Source organism: Halopseudomonas sp., from assembly GCF_036960865.1.
Lineage (GTDB): Bacteria > Pseudomonadota > Gammaproteobacteria > Pseudomonadales > Pseudomonadaceae > Halopseudomonas.
This window is the reverse complement of sequence record NZ_JBALWE010000008.1, coordinates 18,595-36,357: the sequence shown is the minus strand read 5'-3', so window position 1 is coordinate 36,357 and position 17,763 is coordinate 18,595. Positions and strand designations below refer to the sequence as shown.

The window sequence follows — 17,763 nt, the reverse complement described above, 5'->3', positions numbered from 1 at the left end:
AAGCGTACAACAAGCGCTGGCGGGTTTCACATCGGAGTGTGCGCAAATTGTTGCCGTCAGGGCTGGGCGTGGTCATGGTGTCCACCACTGTGCTGACTTCCGGGTGGCGAGAATGTGCTGATGATCCACTGCTGGTGCGGGCCGGGTAGGGTCCAGAGGCCAAAGGCGATGATCAGGCTGGCTGCGCCGATGCGCAGACTGCGCTTGCGCAGCAGCGCGGTCAGTTTATCAGCGGCGGCGCCGGTGGCGAGCAGCGTAGGCAGGGTGCCCAGCCCGAAAGCGAGCATCAAGAGTGCCGAGGTGCCACTGCTGCCATGGCTGCTGGCCCAGACCAATGAGCTGTAGACCAGCCCGCACGGCAACCAGCCCCAGAGCATGCCGAGTAGTAGCGCCTGGCCGGGTCGCTGCACCGGTAACAGGCGACGCGCGCGAGGCTCAATGTGGCGCCACAAGCCACGGCCCAGTGATTCTATGCGTGTGAGGCCCGACCACCAGTTGGCCAGGTACAGGCCCATACAGATCATCAGCAGCCCGGCGATGGTGCGCAGCACCACGCCCAGACCCATGCCCTGCAGTGCCCAGCCGAAGCTGCCGAGCAAGGCGCCGGCGAGCGTGTAGCTGCTGATGCGGCCCAGGTTGTAGCTCAGCAGGATGCGCCACAATGGCCAGCCCTTGCGCTGTTCGGCGGGTATGGCCAGGGTCAGTGCACCCATCAGCCCCCCACACATGCCAATGCAATGGCCGCCGCCGAGCAGCCCCAGCGCCAGGGCGGTGAACACCTGTGGCAGCAGATCTGCGGTCATACCGGGCGGTCGTCGTCGGTTTGCTTGGTCTCGTTGTCGCGCGCGGCCGTGCGTTGATCAGGGCTGTCGGCGGGTTTGTTGCGCCCTTGGGCGGCTAGGTGAGCGGGGTCGTCCTCGTCAAACAGAATACTGTGCGCCGGGCTGTCGAGGTCATCGTACTGACCGTTGTTGACCGCCCAGTTAAATATCCAGATAGCGATGACTACCAGAAAAATGGCAATGGGAACCAGAATGTAAAGTACGGTCATGCGCTGGCCTCCGCGAACCGGTCGGTTGGCGCCGGGTGCGGCTGAACCTTCAGGCGGGTCAGCCGCAGGGCGTTGAGTACCACTAGCAATGAGCTGGCCGACATGCCCAGCGCGGCCCAGGCGGGGGTGACCATGCCGAGCGCGGCCAGTGGCAATATCGCCAGATTATACAGGCTGGCCCAGGTCAGGTTCTCGATCATGATGGCGCGGGTGCGCTGCGCTACCTGCAAGCTGTCGACCAGCGTCAGCAGGCGGCTGTTGAGCAGCACCGCGTCTGCGTTGGTTTTGGCCAGATCGGAGGCATTGCCCATGGCCACCGATATGTCAGCGCTGGCCAGAACCGGCACGTCGTTCACTCCGTCACCCAGCATCAACACCTTCTCGCCGCGAGCCTGCTGCTCTTGCACGTAGGCGAGTTTGTCATCTGGGCTGGCATTACCGATCGCCTCGCTGATGTTCAGCTGCGTGGCCATGCGCTCAACCACCGCGTGCTGATCGCCCGACAGCAAGACCACCCGCAACCCGCGCGCCTGCAGCGCCGCGACCATCGCGCCGGCATCGCTGCGCAAGCGGTCATTCAGGGCAAACCAGGCAATCGGGCCGGCAGCATTGCCCAGCAACAGCCACTGACCGGGCGCATCGGGGTAGGCAGGCGCGGCATAGCCGCCCAGTGCGCTGACGAAGTCGGCTTTGCCGATGCGCAGTGTCTGGTCGTCGCACTCGCCTTGCAGGCCCTGGCCCGGCACGTTCTCGACCGCGTTGGCGCTGTGCAGGCTGCGGCCGAAGGCGCGGGCGATCGGATGCTCCGAGCAGCTCTCCAGCATGCGTGCCCAGCGTAGCGCCTGATCGGCATCATGGTCGGCAAAGGGCTGGATCTGCTCCAGCGTCATACGGCCTTCGGTCAGCGTACCGGTTTTGTCCAGTATGACTGTACTGATCTGCTTCATACCCTCTAGCACGTGGCCGCGCGTAATCAGCAGGCCTAGCTTGTGCAGGCTGCCGGTGGCCGTGGTCAAGGCAGTGGGGGTTGCCAGCGAGAGGGCGCAGGGGCAGGTCGCCACCAGCATGGCCAGCACAATCCAGAACGCGGTATCCAGGTCGCGCAATGACCACCAGGCAGCGCCCACCACCACCACGGACAGCAGTACGGCGAGCAGAAAGTACTGTGCTACCTGATCGGCCAGCTTCGCCAGACGGGGTTTGTCTGACTGCGCTCGTTCCAGCAGGCGAACGATGGCGGACAGGCGCGTCTCGTTGCCCAGTGCCGTCACGTCGATCTGCAGCGGGCTTTCGACATTGAGGGTGCCTGCGGTAACGGTATCGCCGACGCGCTTGGCGATTGGCAAATATTCGCCCGACAGGGCGGATTCATCGACGCTGCTGCTGCCTTGGTGGATGCGGCCATCGGCGGGAATGCTTTCGCCGGGTTTAACCTCTACCCGATCGCCACAGACCAACTCCTCCAGCATGATGCGCTGGCTGCTGCCGTCAGCCGCCAACCGCAGCGTGCTGGGCGGCAGCAGGTTGACCAGGCGCGCGGTGCTTTCCACTGTGCGCTGGCGTGCGCGGCGCTCCAGATAACGGCCAGCCAGCAGGAAGAAGGCAAACATGGTAACCGAGTCGAAGTAGACCTCCCCGCGGCCGATGACTGTGGCCCAGATCCCGGCCAGATAGGCGCCACCAATGGCCAGTGAGACCGAGACATCCATGCTCAGACGGCGGTTTTTCAGGTCGCGCCAGGCCCCCTGAAAGAAGGGCGCACAGCTATAAAAGACTACCGGTGTGGTCATCAACAGGCTGGCCCAGCGTAACAGGTGCGCCATGCTATCGGTCAGGTCTTGGTCAAACTCCTCATACAGGGCCATGGTTGCCATCATCACCTGCATGAACATCAGGCCAGCCAGCCCCAAGCGCCGCAGATAACGACGGTTCTCGGCGGCGATCTGCTCGGCGGCCTTGTCTGGCTCATAGGGGTGGGCGATGTAACCGATGCGCCGCAAACCGGCAATCAGTGTCGATAGCTTGGTGGTCTCGGCCTGCCAGGTCAGACTGAGGCGCTGGTTACCCATATTCAGGCTGGCCTCAAGCACGCCCGGTTGCGCGCGCAGGTGGCGTTCGATCAACCAGCAGCAGGCCGCGCAATTGATGCCTTCGATCAGCAGTTGAATTTGTTGGCCAGTGCCCTGAGGGGAGGTGTAGCGCTGTTGCACGTCTTCACGGTCATAGAGCTCCAGCTCGTCCTGCAGTACCCGTGGCATGGCCTCAGGGTTGGCGGAGCGTTCGGTGCGGTGCTGGTAGTAAGACTCCAGTCCAGCGCTGCAGATAGCCTCGGCCACCGCCAGACAGCCGGGACAACACAGCGGCCTCTGCTCGCCCAGAATGTCTGCGTGCCAAGGAGCGCCGGCGGGAACCGGTTCGCCACAGTGGAAGCAAGGGGTGGGTTGCGCCATCAGTTACTGCGCGGAGATCTGATAACGCTGGCCCGGAACCAGGTTTAGCTCGCCGGTCAGGCGCCAACCCTTGTCGCCGGGCTTGTCCGGGTCGCTGAGCTCAATATAGCGACGACCTTCAATCTGTTGTTCCAGCTGACCGGTGTAGCTGTTGCCGCGAATCTGTCGCAGGGTAATGGCGCGGTCAAGTGAGGCGTGGGCTGGCGAGATCAGGTCAAGCGTCAGACTGCGCGGCAAGGCCACAAAGTCGCCTTGCAACGCCAGGCTGATATCGCCGGTAACCTCGTCAATGCCAAGGTCGGCGGCCACTCCCAGATCCCGCGCCATGTGGTCGCGGCCGAGGTAAAGGTTGATGGCCTTGCCTTCGGTGTAATAGTTGTCGCGTACCAGACTGTCGGGGTTGAGCGTGGCAACGAACAGCAGTCCCAGGCCAATGAAGACCGCGAAGGCAAGGATGGCGATGATGAACCAGGCCCAGAACTGCTTGTACCAGGGCGTGCTGAGGTTGTCGTGCTGCATGGGTGTTCCTGTCATCATTAACCTGACTGTCTTGATTTCACTGTTGCCTGTCGATCAACGCACTGCGGGTGCCATAAAACGGCTTTCCGAGCTGGCGGTGACGCTGTCATCGTCGGTGGCGACCACTTCAAAAGTGATGGGTATATTGGTTGCGCCATCAAGCTCTGCCGGGTCTATCTGCACATTCAGCGGCAATTGCAGCTTGCTGCTCGGACCGACCACCAGCGACCGGTCTGGCAGGTGCAGGGTAAGCCCGGTGTGACCTTCCATGCTCAGCCGGTAGCTGCGCTCGGTAGTGCCCTTGTTGAAGATTTTGACAATGTACACGTTCTCTATCTGGCCGCTGCTGGTTTCTCGAAACAGAACATTTCGGTCGCGTTCAATATCCAGCGAGACCTGCGAGATATTACTGACGGTAATGATGAACAAGCCGATCATGACCAGCAAGGCTGTACCGTAGCCAAACAGCCGCGGGCGGAACACCTTGGTTGGTTTGCCCTCCAGACTGTGCTCGGTAGTGTAGCGAATCAGCCCCGGCGGGTAATCCATCTTTTCCATTACTTCGTCACAGGCGTCGATGCAGGCGGTGCAGCTGATGCACTCGATCTGCAGACCATCGCGAATATCGATACCGGTAGGACATACCTGCACGCAGATTTCACAGTCGATGCAGTCACCCTTGCCGACGGTGGCGGGGTCGACGCCCTTCTTGCGTGAGCCGCGCGGCTCGCCGCGCGCGGCATCGTAGGACACAATCAGCGTATCAGCGTCGAACATAACGCTTTGAAAGCGCGCGTAGGGGCACATGTGAATGCACACCTGCTCACGCAGCCAGCCGGCATTGATGTAGGTGGCTGCGGTAAAGAAGAACACCCAGAACAGCGACCAGCCGGCCATCTGCCAGGTGAACATCTCGACGATCAGCCCGCGGATGGGCGTGAAGTAGCCAACGAAGGTCAGCGCGGTAGCCAGTGAGATCAGCAGCCAGATACTGTGCTTGGCCGCTCGGCGCGCGAACTTGTTGAGGCTCATTGGCGCGTGGTCGAGCTTTATGCGCGCGTTGCGCTCACCTTCGGTGACGCGTTCGGCCCACATGAACACCCAGGTCCAGACGGTTTGCGGGCAGGTGTAACCACACCAGACCCGGCCGGCAAACACGGTAATGAAGAACAGTCCGAAGGCGCAGATGATCAGCAGGAACGACAAGAGGAAAAAGTCTTCCGGCTGGAAGGTGGCGCCAAAAATGTGGAATTGACGCGCTGGCAGATCCCAAAGCACGGCAGGGCGGTCACCCCACTGCAGCCAGACAGTGCCGAAGTACAGCATGAAGAGAAAGGCGACGCCGGCCAGGCGAATGTTTTTGAACAGGCCTTTGTAGGAACGGGTCTGTATCTTTTCGCGCTTAGCGTACAGGTCGTAGGTTTCGACTTTGGGGGTGACATCTTCCAGGGGGATTTTACTGCTCATATCAGGCTGACCCTCAGGCGAAGGGGAAGTGTTGGCGGACTGACCTCACGTAGGGTCAGACTTTGCCTGTATCACTGAAAATAGACTGGTTTGCCAGGCCGCACAATGCGACCGGTGGTCGCGCACCATGAGGGGGCTATAAACAGAAATGGGGGAACCAAGTTCCCCCATTCTGATGGTGCGCGTATTAACGTACGACTACCGCTTACTGCTCGTCCTGATGGGACAGGCTGTAGATGTAAGACGCCAGCATGTGAATCTTGTCTTCACCCAGATGCGCCTGAGCAGGCATGTGGCCGTTACGACCGTAGCGAATCGTCTGCTGAACCTGCAGGAAGCTGGAACCGTACAGCCAGATATCGTCGGTCAGGTTCGGCGCACCCATTTGCTGGTTGCCCTTACCCTCGGCGCCGTGACAGGCCACACAAGTGTTCTTGAAGATTTCTGCACCGGCGGCCAGATCGACATTGTCAGTTTCCAGGCCTGACAGGCTGCGTGCGTAACCAGATACGTTGCGTACGCCATCTTCGCCAATCACTGCCAGCCAGGCAGGCATGGCTGCCTGGCGACCGCCGCGCAGAGTGGTCTTGATGGTTTCGGGGTCGCCGCCGTACAGCCAGTCGTTGTCGGTCAGGTTCGGGAAGCCGAAGGCACCGCGAGCGTCGGAGCCGTGGCAGACCGAGCAGTTGGTAGCAAACAGACGCTGACCAATGCGGGTGGCGTCGCGGTCTTTGGCTACTTCCTCGACTGGCATTTCGCGGTATTTAGCGAAAATCGGTGCGAACTGCGCTTCTGCTTCAGCAACTTCGGCCTGGTATTCCTTGGCCGAGGTCCACTCAAGATAGCCTGGCCATTTGCCTAGACCCGGATACAGGAACAGATAGAAGGCAGCAAAAATCATGGTGGCAACGAACAGCACAAACCACCAGCGGGGCAGGGGGTTATCGTACTCTTCAATACCATCAAAGCTGTGGCCGACCTTCTGATCGGTTTGTTCCGGACGCTGACCCTTGCGCGTGGCCAGCAGCAACCACAGGATCAGGCCCAGACATGTCAGGGTCAGGACAACAATGTACCCGCTCCAGAAATTAGTCATTACTTGTTACTCCTAGCATCATCTTGCTGCTCTTCCGTAGCCTTGGCGTCGTCGTCATCGAGGAAGGGCAGTTGTGCTGCTTCATCGAAGTCCTTCTTCTTGTATGAGCTGTAGGCCCATATCACGACACCAATGAAGGCCACCATGGCAAAGATGGTGCCCAGGCCGCGGAGAGTGTTGATATCCATGGTTGCTTACCGATCCGAAAGGACAGTGCCGAGGTGCTGCAGGTAGGCGATGATGGCGTCCATTTCGGACACTCCCTCAACCGCTTCCTTGGCGCCGGCGATGTCTTCGTCAGTGTAAGGAACGCCCATTCCACGCAGCACTTCCATCTTCTTGGCGGTGTACTTGCCATCGAGGACGTTGTCCTGCAGCCAGGGGAAGGCGGGCATCTTGGATTCCGGCACCACGTCACGTGGGTTGATCAGGTGAGCACGGTGCCAGTCGTCGGAGTAACGCTCGCCGACGCGGGCCAGATCGGGGCCGGTACGCTTGGAGCCCCACAGGAAGGGGTGCTCCCAAACGCTTTCACCGGCTACCGAATAATGGCCGTAACGCTCGGTTTCAGCACGGAAAGGACGAATCATCTGCGAGTGGCAACCAACGCAGCCCTCGCGGATGTACAGGTCACGACCTTCCAGTTCCAGTGCGGTGTAGGGACGCAGGCCCTCTACCGGCTGGGTAGTTTCCGGCTGGAAAAACAGCGGGACGATCTGGACCAGGCCGCCGAAGCTGATGGCGATGACCATCAGCACGACCATCAGGCCCAGGTTCTTTTCTACGGTTTCATGCATTTTCATCTAATTCTTCCCTCAAGCAGTCTGGGCTGCGGCTTCAAGTGCCGCCGGCTTGCTGTGACGCACGGTGCGCCACACGTTGTAAGCCATCAGCAGCATGCCCAGCAGGAAGAAGGCGCCGCCGATCATCCGCACGATGTAACCCGGATGGCTGGCTTCCAGAGCTTCGACGAAGGAATAGGTCGGAGTGCCGTCGACGTTGACTGCACGCCACATCAGACCCTGAGTGATACCGTTGACCCACATGGCAACGATGTACAGCACGGTACCGATGGTCGCCAGCCAGAAGTGGGCGTTGATCAGCGGGGTGCTGTACATGGCTTCGCGACCAAAGATCTTGGGGATCATGTGGTACAGCGAACCAATGGAGATCATGGCAACCCAGCCCAGTGCACCGGCGTGTACGTGACCAATGGTCCAGTCGGTGTAGTGGGAGAGCGCGTTCACGGTCTTGATGGCCATCATCGGACCTTCAAAGGTGGACATGCCGTAGAAGGCCAATGCCACAACCAGGAAGCGCAGGATGGGGTCGGTACGCAGTTTGTGCCAGGCGCCGGACAGAGTCATCATGCCGTTGATCATGCCACCCCAGCTCGGAGCCAGCAGGATCAGCGACATCACCATGCCCAGTGACTGCGCCCAGTCAGGCAGCGCGGTGTAGTGCAGGTGGTGCGGGCCGGCCCAGATGTAGATGGAGATCAGTGCCCAGAAGTGCACGATCGACAGGCGGTAGGAGTAGATCGGACGCTCGGCCTGCTTGGGTACGAAGTAGTACATCATGCCCAAGAAGCCCGCAGTCAGGAAGAAACCAACCGCGTTGTGGCCATACCACCACTGAATCATCGCATCTGTCGCGCCGGCATACATGGAGTACGACTTGGTCAGCGAGACCGGCACCGCCATGCTGTTGACGATGTGCAGCACGGCGACGGTGATGATAAAGCCACCGAAAAACCAGTTGCCCACATAGATGTGCTTCATCTTGCGCTTCATGATGGTGCCGAAGAACACCAGGGCGTAGCTGACCCAGACGACGGCGATCAGGATGTCGATCGGCCATTCCAGCTCGGCATACTCCTTGGTAGAGGTCAGCCCCTGCGGCAGGGTGATGACCGCCAGCACGATCACTGCCTGCCAACCCCAGAAGGTAAAGGCAGCCAGACCGTCAGAGACGATGCGCGCTTGCGAGGTTCGCTGCACTACATAGTACGAGGTAGCGAACAGGGCGCATCCGCCAAAGGCAAAGATGACGGCGTTGGTGTGCAGTGGACGAAGACGCCCAAAGCTGGTCCAGGGCAAGCCAAAATTAAGTTCAGGCCAGACCAGTTGGGAGGCAATGAAGACGCCCATGGCCATGCCTACGATACCCCAGACGACCGTCATGACGGCGAACTGGCGTACCACCTTATAGTTATAGGCTGTCGGAGTGGTAGCTGTGCTCATGCGAGATTCCACGGATAGCAGTTGGTTTATGGGTATTAAAGCGCTGGCAAGTATGAGGAAAGCCCGCGCGCATTGCAATGACATAGGTCATTGTTTGGCCGTGGGAAAAGCCCTCTGGAACGGCTTTGCGGGCTATTGTTGTGCGGCTGTTGTGCTGCCTGAGGTCATTGTTCTGCCAGTGCGTGATCGCCGGCACGAACGGCCTTCCGGCTGAGCGCCGATGACGGGTAGGGCTTTGCGGCCGTCTGGGCGTCTGGCGGATGTGCTTCGCCTCGTTCAGCGTAGTCGGCCCAAGCTGATCTGTGAAGCGCTTTGGCCAACGGCCATGGCTGTGACAAGATGTCGCGTTTCAGTATTGAGATAAATTATGTCGAACGCTGTGCTGGTCAACGAACCTGACGACCCGCTGGGCGTCACGCTACTCCTCGGGCATGGCGCAGGTGCGCCAATGGATAGCACCTTCATGGAGCTGTTGGCCAACCAACTGGCTCGCCGCGGCGTACGCGTCCTGCGCTTCGAGTTTCCTTATATGGCCGCTCGGCGTAGTGATGGCCGCAAGCGCCCGCCCAACCCCATGCCGGTGTTGCAGGCTCACTTGCGCGAGCTGTGCAGCGAGCTGCCGTCGCCGTTCTTTGTGGGGGGGAAGTCCATGGGTGGTCGGGTGGCCAGCATCCTGGCGGGCGAGGTGGGCGCGCGTGGCTTCATTTGTTTTGGCTACCCCTTCCATCCACCGGGCAAACCGGAGAAAACGCGTACCACGCATTTGCAGACGCTTGCCTGTCCGGGGCTGATAGTACAGGGCTCACGTGATCCATTCGGCAAGCCGGCAGAAGTGGCGGATTATGTGCTGGATACGCACCTGCAGCTGCATTGGCTGGATAGCGGCGAACACGATTTCAAACCGCTGAAGTCGAGCGGGCGAACACAGCAGATGCTGATAGACGAGGCCGCCGAGGTGGCTGCCGGTTTCTGCCGGCAGCACCTGTGAGGTGGCGAGGTCAGACGCCTAATGCTGCCGGCATGATGGCGGCGGACATGGTGCCCCAGCGGCGACCCTTGACGGAAAGCGGTACGTACAACACGAAGACGACAATGTTGGTGCCCGGCAATACAAAAGTGCCCAGATTGATGTAGGTGCAGGAAGCCATGATGCGCAGGTCGTTTTCGCTACTGACGGCAAAGCGCTTGTAGTTGCTGCGTGCGGCATCGATCTTGGGATCACCGGTCGGCGGCTGCGATGATGCGCTGCGGCTGGTCGCTAGATACCCCTTCTCATTGACCGCAGCGGTATACACGATGCCGTCTTTGCCACCCTTGTCCCACTCGTCCAGTAGCGGGCGTATGCGCTCGATAAAGGCATTGGCCCAGCTCACATCGTGTTTTGGCGGATTAGTGTTGGCGATCGGCGTGTAATGTTGGTCGAACAGGTCCACGCCGCCGTCAGCCAACTGCTCAAGACGTGCTTCCAGTTCGCTACGACGACTCATGAGCAGCTCTGTAACTGCTTCAAGATGGCCTTCGCCGAGGCGGAAGCCAGCCAATGAGCGCAATGCCAGATTGGTGTTGTCACGTAGCGAGTCGGCTTGAGTAAAGGTTTCTTCCATACGCTTGCTGATGGTAATGCTCAGCTCGCGAATTTCCCCGCCGTGCTGCAAGGTTTCGGCATTGGTAGCGGTTAGCTCTTCCAGCGCGCTGCTGACCATCAACAGATCATCATTGGTGCGCTGAAAATCCTCGACCAGCGTATCGAACTGGTCGGCAGCGCTGCTGACCGCGGCGCCGGTAGTTTCGGTTTGCTCCAGCATGCCGTGGGTTTGCTGCTCGGCGCCGGACATGGCGTCGGTCATCTGTTCCATCAACTGACTGATCTGCTCGGCGGCGTTGCCTACCTTGAACGACAGGTTGCGGACCTCATCGGCCACGACGGCAAATCCGCGCCCCTGCTCTCCGGCCCGGGCGGCTTCAATCGCAGCGTTGAGGGCCAGCATATTAGTTTGTGCGGAAAAGTCCTGCACTGTCTTTAGAATTTCACGCACTTTGCCTGATGTGGCATCTAACGCATTGATATTATTCTGAAAGCCAGCCATGGCATCGTTGATCAGCTTCATCTTTTCGCGCGCGTTGCCAAGCTGAATCTTGGATTCGCGGGCCATGTCGAGGTTGCGGGTGTTTACCTCGGTCACGCCGGTGGCACGCGAAGAGATGTCCTGTAGTGCTGTAGTGGTCTGTTCGCTAGCGTGGAAGATTAATTCGGACAGCTGTTGCTGTTTGCCGGCGTCGCGCGCGGCCTGCTCAGACAGCAGCCGGCTGTTGGCAGAGGCCAGGGCAGTCCCCAAGCTGTTCTGTTGCAGCTCGAGCATGATGTTGCGCAGCCGGTTATTGAGCACCGCGAACTGGCGTGAGGACTCTTCACTAGTGTTTTGGTCAAGCGCGCGAAGGTCAATCTGCTGGCTATTGGTTTTACTCAGTTGACTGCTGAGGGAGGCTGAGCTGCCAGGGCCTGCGGGTAAGCTCCACCAGGTCAGCAGGAGCGTGGGAGCGACCATGGCGATGGCCACCCAAAACAGGGTGCCTTCGGCGAGCGATATAAGGGCAACGAAGAAAAACAGCTCGCAGGCTAACAATGCCAGGCAACGGGTCAGAGGGGGCAACGCTGGAGCAGGTGCGGGATTGTTGTCGCGCTCGCTAGACAGGGGCGCGGCAGGATACTGGTTGGGCATGGTCGACTCGCTGCATCGTTATTTTTATGGGGCAGTGCTGTAACAGCAGACTGTCACAAAATGAAACTCTCGTCTCGTTCTAGATACAGTATCGGCAGCTGACGGTTAAAACTATAGGTCATTTCTGCCATTTGAGCGGGTGATTTTCAGTTTAATGTAAGCGACTGTAGTCGGCTCGCAGTGAGCGTGGCTGTGCCTCAGTGTGCCAATGATGGTAGCCAGAGCGACAGGCTGGGGAACAGCACTAACAGCAGCGTGGCAAACAGTAGAATGAAGATGAACGGTGGCGTGCCCTTGATGACGTCGAAGTACGGCCGACGGAAAATAGCCATGGCCGTGAAGATATCGCAGCCGAATGGCGGTGTGGCTGAACCAATGGCCGCCTGCAGCGTCACGATCACGCCGACATGAATCGGATCCAGTCCCGCGGCCTCAACTGCGGGCTTGAATAGCGGCGTCAGGATCAGGATGACCACAATAGGGTCGACGAACATGCAGCCGATGAAGAAAGACACGGCGATCAGCGCCAGCACCAGGGTAGGGCTATCGCCAATGCTGGCGATAACCGGCTCCAGTATGGCCTGCGGGATCCCGGCGAACGAGATGGTATAGGTAAAGGCATTGCCGGCGGCGACCAGGATGAAGACCACGGCAGTGATCAGGCCGGTCGACAGCGCCACATCCCAGATCTCTTTCAGTTTCACCGCGCGCAGGATGACTACCTCAAGAATCAGTGCGTAGAGCACTGCGATGGCGGCGGCTTCGGTAGGGCTGAAAATACCGCCATAGATGCCACCCACCACGACCAGCGGGAACCCCAGCGGCAGTAGCGCTTTTTTCAGGGCTTGCCAGCGTACTGCCCGGCCAACGCGTTCTTCCGGTTCGATACCCATGCGGATAGAACCGATCCAGCAGTACACGGAAAACAGCAGCAGAATCAGCAGGCCGGGCAGAATACCGGCAATAAACAGGTCACCGATGGAGGAGCCGGAGACCACGCCATAGATAATCATGCCGATGCTGGGCGGGATCAGCAGGGCGATGTCGCTGGCATTGATGATGAGCGCAATGCTGAAGGCGTCTGAGTAACCTTTCTCCAACAGCTTGGGTCGCATGGGGCCGCCCATCGCGACAACGGTCGCCTGGGTCGAGCCCGAAACTGCCCCAAACAGCGTGCAACTGGCGGCCGTGGTGATCGGTAGGCCACCGCGTAAATGGCCGACAAAACTCTGCACCAGATCAAGCAGGCGCTGGGAAGTGTGACCGCGGGTCATCAGGTCTGCGGCAAATATGAATAGCGGCACCGCAGCCAACGCCCAGGACTGTACGCCGCTGATCATTTGCCCCATCAACAGGCCGACGTTGCCCATATCGATAACCAGGAACAGCAGCATCAAACTGGCGACCAGCAACGGGACCATCATCGGGAAGCCCAGCATCAGCAGCACGATCATGGTTATGAATGTCAGGGTCAGCATGCAGGGTCCAGTAGCTAGCGGTTAAACGGCGCCGTCATCGGGAATGGCGTCGTACTCTTCCTTCTCGTTGAAGGAGCGATAGATGTCACGGGAGGTCAGGTTACGTATGGCGGTGAGCCAATATTGAATACCGGCGAGTGCAAACCCGATCGGCGCAGCCAGGTAGGGAATCCATAGTGGAATCTGCAAGGCGGAAGAGGTGCGGCCGCGCTCCTGAATGGCGCTGACATACTCCCACGCGTACCAGGCAAAGTAGAACATCAGAGCGCCGGTCAACAGACTGATGCAAACCAGCAAAGCCTTGCGGGGCCAGCCACTGAGTTGATCGTAGAAGGCCGACATGCAGATGTGACGGGCGCGCCGCACACCGTAGCCAAGGCCGGCAAAGGTCATGATTATCAAGCTGATCTGGGTTAGCTCGACCTGACCGGTCAAGCCGCTGCCCAGCAGTTGTCTGCCCAACACATGCACGATCAGCAGTCCGGCGAGAAACAGCACGCTGAGTCCGAGGATGGTTTTTTCGATGTGTTCCGACGTGCGATCCAGTGCGCCCAGCACTTTGCTGAGCAATGCCTTTGAAGAGTGGCTGGCCGACGTATCGCCAGGCTCGGGCATTGAGCTGTCCTCTGCTTGGCCTGTTGGGTCAGGCTCTGACCGGGTGATTGCAAGTGCAACCCGGTTTGGATTCGTGTGCTGAAATCGACGTGCCGGTCAGCTTGTGATGGCGTTATCGATTTGCGATCTGTTTTTGAACATACCTTATCCAAAGCGGTTTTGCACGGGTGGACATCCGCTGATCGTATGTTAGGGTTGTTTAGCTAACCAGAACAGTTGATAAGGAGTGTTCCATGAATTGGCGTAATGGATGTATTGGTGCAGCGGCGGTCTTGCTGGCGGCCTGTGGATCGGATGAAGAGCCTACGGCAGAAACTGCAGCACCTGAGGCAGAGGCAGAGCAAACCGCTGCTGCTGCCGAACCTGAGACTTGGGGCTTTGCTCTTGAAGAGATCGAGGGCAGCGTCCAGTACGAATACGGCGCCAAGTTCGCCGAACTGGTCAAGGAAAAGACTGACGGCGAGGTGGAGGTCAAGCTTTACACTTACGGTCAACTGGGTGGCCTGACGGATATCTATGATCAGGTTCAGTCAGGCGCCGTGCAGTTTGCCTTCGGTTCCGGCTTTCTGGGTGGCACCGTGCCCGAGTCGCAGCTGTTCAGCCTGAATTTCGTACTGACCGACAACGAGAAGACCAACGCCGAGATTCTCAACGCGCCTGAATTCCGCAAGAACGAAGATCTGGTTGCCTCCTTCCGCGAGCGTGACTTGCAGCCACTTGCCATCGTGCCGGAAGGTTGGCAAGTGTGGAGTGCCAACAAGGAAGTACGTTCTCCCGAGGATTTTGACGGCATGGCGATCCGCACCATGGATAACCGCCTGCTGCGGGAAACCTACAGCGCTTATGGCGCGGATCCGACCACCATGGAGTACGGTGAGTTGTTCAGTGGCATGCAGTTGGGCCAGCTTGATGGCAACATCCAGCCGGTCTTCGCTCACCAGGAGATGGATTTCTACAAGGTGCAGGACTATCTGATCTTTGCCAATCAGGCCGAGTTCATCGCCACCTTCATGGCCAACAGCCCTTGGTATGATGGCCTGAGCCAAGATCGCAAAGACGTGATTGAAGAGGCTGTCACCGAGTTGGTGCCCTACATTCACGACGTGCAAACCCGCCTGAACACCGAACGACTCGACATCATCACCGAGAACAGTGACATCGAACTGGTTTACCTGACGCCCGAGCAGCGTGAGGTCTTCCGTGAGCGCAGCTTGCCGGTACGTGATGTATTTTCCGAGATGGTGGGTGAGCGTGGTACGCGTCTGATGAACGCTCTGCTTGAACAGGTCGAGAAGGTCGATGTAGCGAAGTCGGCGCCCGCTGACGAGCCCGCAGCGACTGCACCTGCCGATGAGCAGTCGGAGGCTGATGAGCCAGCAATGGATGAAGCTGCCTGATATGCAGTAATCCGCTTGCAGCAAGCCTGACCTCGAATCTCCGATTCGAGGTTATGACAGAAAACCCGGATTGGCGTGAGCTGATCCGGGTTTTTTGTGGTCGCAAGTTAGGCAGTCGTTACTCACTTCGAACGGAGAACAGCATGAGCAAGACAGTCAACACCATCGATCCAAGCACCGGCGAGCGGATTGCCGAATATCACTTGCTGAGCGAAGAGCAGGCCAATGCGGCGATTGAACGCGCTGATGCCGCCTTCCAGAGCTGGCGAATGGAGAGCCTGGACAAGCGCGCCAAGGTTCTCAACAAGATGGCCGACCTGATCGAGCAGAACAGTGATGAGCTGGCGCAGCTGATGACCCGCGAGATGGGCAAGCCGATTGCCCAGGGTGGCCAGGAGTGCCAGCTGTGCGCAGCCATCTGCCGTTACTCTGCCGAACAGGGGCCGGAGCAGTTGAAGGACGAAACGCGCCCGCTCCAGGGTGGTCGCGCTTTGATCACCTATCAGCCCATCGGTGTAATCCTGGGGATTCAGCCGTGGAATTTCCCGCTGTACCAAGTCATCCGCTATAGCGCCTGCAACATCGTGGCGGGCAACACTACAGTACTGAAGCACGCCAGTAATGTGTTTGGCATGGCGCAGAAGATTGAGCAGCTGTACCTCGAAGCCGGCTTGCCGGAGGGTGTTTTCCAATCGCTGTTGCTTGATGGCGCCGGTGCCAGCAAGTTGGTGGAGCATCCGAAGGTGCGCGGCGTGACCTTCACCGGTAGTGACAATACCGGGAAGAAGATCGCCGAGGCGGCCGGTAAGGTGGTCAAGAAGACGGTGCTAGAGCTGGGCAGTAACGATGCCTATGTGGTGTTGTCTGATGCCGACATCGCTCTGGCGGTGAAAACCTGTGTCCAGGGGCGTGTGGTTAATAATGGCGAAACCTGTGTATCGGCCAAGCGCTTTGTGGTCGTCGACTCGGTCTACGATGAATTTCGTGATCAGTTTGTTGCCCAGATGGCGGCCATCAAGACCGGCGACCCCAAAGAGAAGGGCACTCAGCTGGGGCCCATCGCTCGCAAGGACCTGCGTGACACCCTGCACGATCAAGTCGAAGAGTCGGTGAGTAAGGGTGCCAAGGTCAGTGTTGGCGGTCAGATTCCAGAGGGCGCGGGCTTCTTTTACCCAGCCACTGTTCTGGAGGACGTCAAGCCTGGTATGCCAGCTTATGACGGCGAGTTGTTCGGGCCGGTCGCTGCGCTGATCAGAGCTAGCGACGACGAAGATGCGATGCGTATTGCCAACGACTCGCGCTATGGACTGGGCGGCGGCATTTTCTCCCGTAACGAAGATCGGGCCATCGAGTTGGCGCGGCTGCACTTCGATACCGGCATGGTCAACATCAACGGCTACAATCTGGCCCAGCCGCACTTGCCCTTTGGCGGCGTGAAGGACAGCGGTTACGGCCGTGAGCATGGTGGCTTCGGCATTCGGGAGTTCGTCAACATCAAGGCGGTGATGATCAGTCACTCGTAAGTTAATCGCCGCACGCATTGCACCCTATGCGAGTCGTGCGGCGCTCTTTCATGATGGCCGGCGAGCCAGTAGCATAGCGGCCATTCCCCCGTTTACCGGACGACCCCATGAGCCAAGTTGATCGCGCTGCCGTCGAGCAGGCTATTGCCCAGTACCAGGACCCCTACCTGAAAACCGACCTGATCAGCAGCGGTTGTCTGCGTCGGTTGGATATAGAAGAGGGCGTAGTGCACGCCGAACTTGTGCTTGGGTACGCCGCCGGTTCCATTGTGGGCGGCATTGCCCAGATGATTCAGACCGCCGTTGAGAATATCGACGGCGTAAACGCTGCTCATATAAAGGTGGGTTTTGAGGTCGCCGCTGGCGAACTGCAAGGTAAGGTGCCGGCGCTGGCCAACGTCAAGAACGTGATCGCGGTTGCCTCCGGTAAAGGAGGGGTGGGCAAATCGACCACTGCCGCCAACCTGGCTTTGGCGTTGTCACGCGAAGGCGCCAGCGTAGGGGTGCTTGACGCAGATATTTACGGCCCCAGCATGGGCCTGATGCTGGGCTTGCCTGAAGGCACGCGCCCCGAGGTGCGCGACAACAAATGGTTTATCCCGCCGCGAGCGCACGGTTTGCAAGTGATGTCGATGGCCTTTTTGGTGGACGACAACACACCGGTGGTCTGGCGCGGCCCGATGGTCTCTGGTGCGCTGATGCAGCTGCTAACCCAATCGGCTTGGGATGATCTCGACTACCTGGTGGTCGATATGCCCCCGGGCACGGGTGACATTCAGCTTACCCTGGCGCAGAAGGTGCCGGTAACCGGCGCGGTGATTGTGACCACACCGCAGGATCTCGCGTTGCTGGATGCCAAGAAAGGCATCGGCATGTTCGAGAAGGTGAATATTCCGGTGTTGGGTGTGGTGGAAAACATGGCCATTCATATCTGTTCCAACTGCGGTCACGCCGAGCATCTGTTTGGTGAAGGCGGCGGTGAGCGGCTGGCCGATGAGTACGGCGTAGACCTGTTGGCTTCTATGCCGCTCTCCATGATGATTCGGGAGCAGGCGGACGGCGGCAAGCCGACGGTGATTGCCGAACCGGAATGCCAGATCAGCATGATCTACCAGGATATGGCGCGTCATGTCGGAGCACGCATTACCCAACAGGCGGCGGGCCAGGGGATGCCGGAGATCAGCATCAGCGATGACTGATCGTG

General features: G+C 59.2%; 16 protein-coding genes. 4 read left to right on the top strand and 12 right to left on the bottom strand.

What is annotated here, in order from left to right:
* Positions 1-56 precede the first annotated feature (56 nt).
* The 9 genes from V7747_RS12410 to ccoN all read right to left on the bottom strand — a co-directional run bounded on the left by V7747_RS12410 (position 57) and on the right by ccoN (position 8,826).
* On the bottom strand, positions 57-803 hold the full coding sequence (locus V7747_RS12410) for a sulfite exporter TauE/SafE family protein (protein ID WP_335616343.1): 747 nt from the start codon (positions 801-803) through the stop codon (positions 57-59).
* Positions 800-1,051, bottom strand: coding sequence for a cbb3-type cytochrome oxidase assembly protein CcoS (gene ccoS, locus V7747_RS12405; RefSeq protein ID WP_335616342.1), 252 nt, complete (start codon positions 1,049-1,051; stop codon positions 800-802). Before ccoS ends, V7747_RS12410 begins: the two co-directional genes overlap by 4 nt.
* Positions 1,048-3,501, bottom strand: coding sequence for a heavy metal translocating P-type ATPase (locus tag V7747_RS12400; RefSeq protein WP_335616341.1), 2,454 nt, complete (start codon positions 3,499-3,501; stop codon positions 1,048-1,050). Before V7747_RS12400 ends, ccoS begins: the two co-directional genes overlap by 4 nt.
* 3 nt (positions 3,502-3,504) lie before the next feature.
* Positions 3,505-4,020: a FixH family protein gene (locus V7747_RS12395; RefSeq protein ID WP_335616340.1), complete on the bottom strand. Its 516-nt coding sequence runs from the start codon at positions 4,018-4,020 to the stop codon at positions 3,505-3,507.
* A 54-nt stretch (positions 4,021-4,074) separates the two neighbouring features.
* Positions 4,075-5,487, bottom strand: coding sequence for a cytochrome c oxidase accessory protein CcoG (gene ccoG / locus V7747_RS12390; protein ID WP_335616339.1), 1,413 nt, complete (start codon positions 5,485-5,487; stop codon positions 4,075-4,077).
* A 205-nt stretch (positions 5,488-5,692) separates the two neighbouring features.
* Positions 5,693-6,583: a cytochrome-c oxidase, cbb3-type subunit III gene (gene ccoP, locus V7747_RS12385; RefSeq protein ID WP_335616338.1), complete on the bottom strand. Its 891-nt coding sequence runs from the start codon at positions 6,581-6,583 to the stop codon at positions 5,693-5,695.
* Positions 6,583-6,771, bottom strand: a complete 189-nt coding sequence (locus V7747_RS12380; RefSeq protein WP_092283049.1) for a cbb3-type cytochrome oxidase subunit 3 — start codon at positions 6,769-6,771, stop codon at positions 6,583-6,585. Before V7747_RS12380 ends, ccoP begins: the two co-directional genes overlap by 1 nt.
* Positions 6,772-6,777: 6 nt before the next feature.
* On the bottom strand, positions 6,778-7,386 hold the full coding sequence (gene ccoO / locus V7747_RS12375) for a cytochrome-c oxidase, cbb3-type subunit II (protein WP_335616337.1): 609 nt from the start codon (positions 7,384-7,386) through the stop codon (positions 6,778-6,780).
* Between the two features lie 12 nt (positions 7,387-7,398).
* Positions 7,399-8,826: a cytochrome-c oxidase, cbb3-type subunit I gene (gene ccoN / locus V7747_RS12370; protein ID WP_335616336.1), complete on the bottom strand. Its 1,428-nt coding sequence runs from the start codon at positions 8,824-8,826 to the stop codon at positions 7,399-7,401.
* 367 nt (positions 8,827-9,193) lie between these two features.
* Between ccoN and V7747_RS12365 the strand changes: the two genes are divergently transcribed.
* Complete coding sequence (locus V7747_RS12365; protein WP_335616335.1) at positions 9,194-9,814, top strand: alpha/beta family hydrolase; 621 nt, start codon at positions 9,194-9,196, stop codon at positions 9,812-9,814.
* Positions 9,815-9,824: 10 nt separating this feature from the next.
* On the opposite strand, the gene V7747_RS12360 is transcribed toward V7747_RS12365, so the two are convergent.
* The 3 genes from V7747_RS12360 to V7747_RS12350 form a co-directional block, all read right to left on the bottom strand.
* A complete protein-coding gene (locus V7747_RS12360; protein ID WP_335616334.1) occupies positions 9,825-11,546 on the bottom strand; it encodes a methyl-accepting chemotaxis protein in 1,722 nt (573 codons plus the stop codon).
* 197 nt (positions 11,547-11,743) lie between these two features.
* Positions 11,744-13,024 (bottom strand): TRAP transporter large permease, encoded by a 1,281-nt coding sequence (locus V7747_RS12355; RefSeq protein WP_335616333.1) that lies wholly within the window; start codon positions 13,022-13,024, stop codon positions 11,744-11,746.
* Between the two features lie 21 nt (positions 13,025-13,045).
* Complete coding sequence (locus tag V7747_RS12350) at positions 13,046-13,639, bottom strand: TRAP transporter small permease (RefSeq protein WP_335616332.1); 594 nt, start codon at positions 13,637-13,639, stop codon at positions 13,046-13,048.
* A gap of 233 nt (positions 13,640-13,872) precedes the next feature.
* Here V7747_RS12350 and dctP point away from each other — a divergent pair, with 233 nt between their 5' ends.
* The 3 genes from dctP (at position 13,873) to apbC (ending at position 17,758) form a co-directional block, all read left to right on the top strand.
* Positions 13,873-15,036: a TRAP transporter substrate-binding protein DctP gene (gene dctP, locus V7747_RS12345; RefSeq protein WP_335616331.1), complete on the top strand. Its 1,164-nt coding sequence runs from the start codon at positions 13,873-13,875 to the stop codon at positions 15,034-15,036.
* A gap of 143 nt (positions 15,037-15,179) precedes the next feature.
* Positions 15,180-16,559, top strand: a complete 1,380-nt coding sequence (locus tag V7747_RS12340) for an NAD-dependent succinate-semialdehyde dehydrogenase (protein WP_335616330.1) — start codon at positions 15,180-15,182, stop codon at positions 16,557-16,559.
* Between the two features lie 107 nt (positions 16,560-16,666).
* A complete protein-coding gene (apbC, locus tag V7747_RS12335) occupies positions 16,667-17,758 on the top strand; it encodes an iron-sulfur cluster carrier protein ApbC (protein ID WP_335616329.1) in 1,092 nt (363 codons plus the stop codon).
* Positions 17,759-17,763 lie beyond the last annotated feature (5 nt).

Excerpts from the sequence above, each read along its gene's own strand:
- V7747_RS12410 (WP_335616343.1), bottom strand. The coding sequence starts at position 803 with ATGACCGCAGATCTGCTGCCACAGGTGTTCACCGCCCTGGCGCTGGGG.
- ccoS (WP_335616342.1), bottom strand. The coding sequence starts at position 1,051 with ATGACCGTACTTTACATTCTGGTTCCCATTGCCATTTTTCTGGTAGTC.
- V7747_RS12400 (WP_335616341.1), bottom strand. The coding sequence starts at position 3,501 with ATGGCGCAACCCACCCCTTGCTTCCACTGTGGCGAACCGGTTCCCGCC.
- V7747_RS12395 (WP_335616340.1), bottom strand. The coding sequence starts at position 4,020 with ATGCAGCACGACAACCTCAGCACGCCCTGGTACAAGCAGTTCTGGGCC.
- ccoG (WP_335616339.1), bottom strand. The coding sequence starts at position 5,487 with ATGAGCAGTAAAATCCCCCTGGAAGATGTCACCCCCAAAGTCGAAACC.
- ccoP (WP_335616338.1), bottom strand. The coding sequence starts at position 6,583 with ATGACTAATTTCTGGAGCGGGTACATTGTTGTCCTGACCCTGACATGT.
- V7747_RS12380 (WP_092283049.1), bottom strand. The coding sequence starts at position 6,771 with ATGGATATCAACACTCTCCGCGGCCTGGGCACCATCTTTGCCATGGTG.
- ccoO (WP_335616337.1), bottom strand. The coding sequence starts at position 7,386 with ATGAAAATGCATGAAACCGTAGAAAAGAACCTGGGCCTGATGGTCGTG.
- ccoN (WP_335616336.1), bottom strand. The coding sequence starts at position 8,826 with ATGAGCACAGCTACCACTCCGACAGCCTATAACTATAAGGTGGTACGC.
- V7747_RS12365 (WP_335616335.1), top strand. The coding sequence starts at position 9,194 with ATGTCGAACGCTGTGCTGGTCAACGAACCTGACGACCCGCTGGGCGTC.
- V7747_RS12360 (WP_335616334.1), bottom strand. The coding sequence starts at position 11,546 with ATGCCCAACCAGTATCCTGCCGCGCCCCTGTCTAGCGAGCGCGACAAC.
- V7747_RS12355 (WP_335616333.1), bottom strand. The coding sequence starts at position 13,024 with ATGCTGACCCTGACATTCATAACCATGATCGTGCTGCTGATGCTGGGC.
- V7747_RS12350 (WP_335616332.1), bottom strand. The coding sequence starts at position 13,639 with ATGCCCGAGCCTGGCGATACGTCGGCCAGCCACTCTTCAAAGGCATTG.
- dctP (WP_335616331.1), top strand. The coding sequence starts at position 13,873 with ATGAATTGGCGTAATGGATGTATTGGTGCAGCGGCGGTCTTGCTGGCG.
- V7747_RS12340 (WP_335616330.1), top strand. The coding sequence starts at position 15,180 with ATGAGCAAGACAGTCAACACCATCGATCCAAGCACCGGCGAGCGGATT.
- apbC (WP_335616329.1), top strand. The coding sequence starts at position 16,667 with ATGAGCCAAGTTGATCGCGCTGCCGTCGAGCAGGCTATTGCCCAGTAC.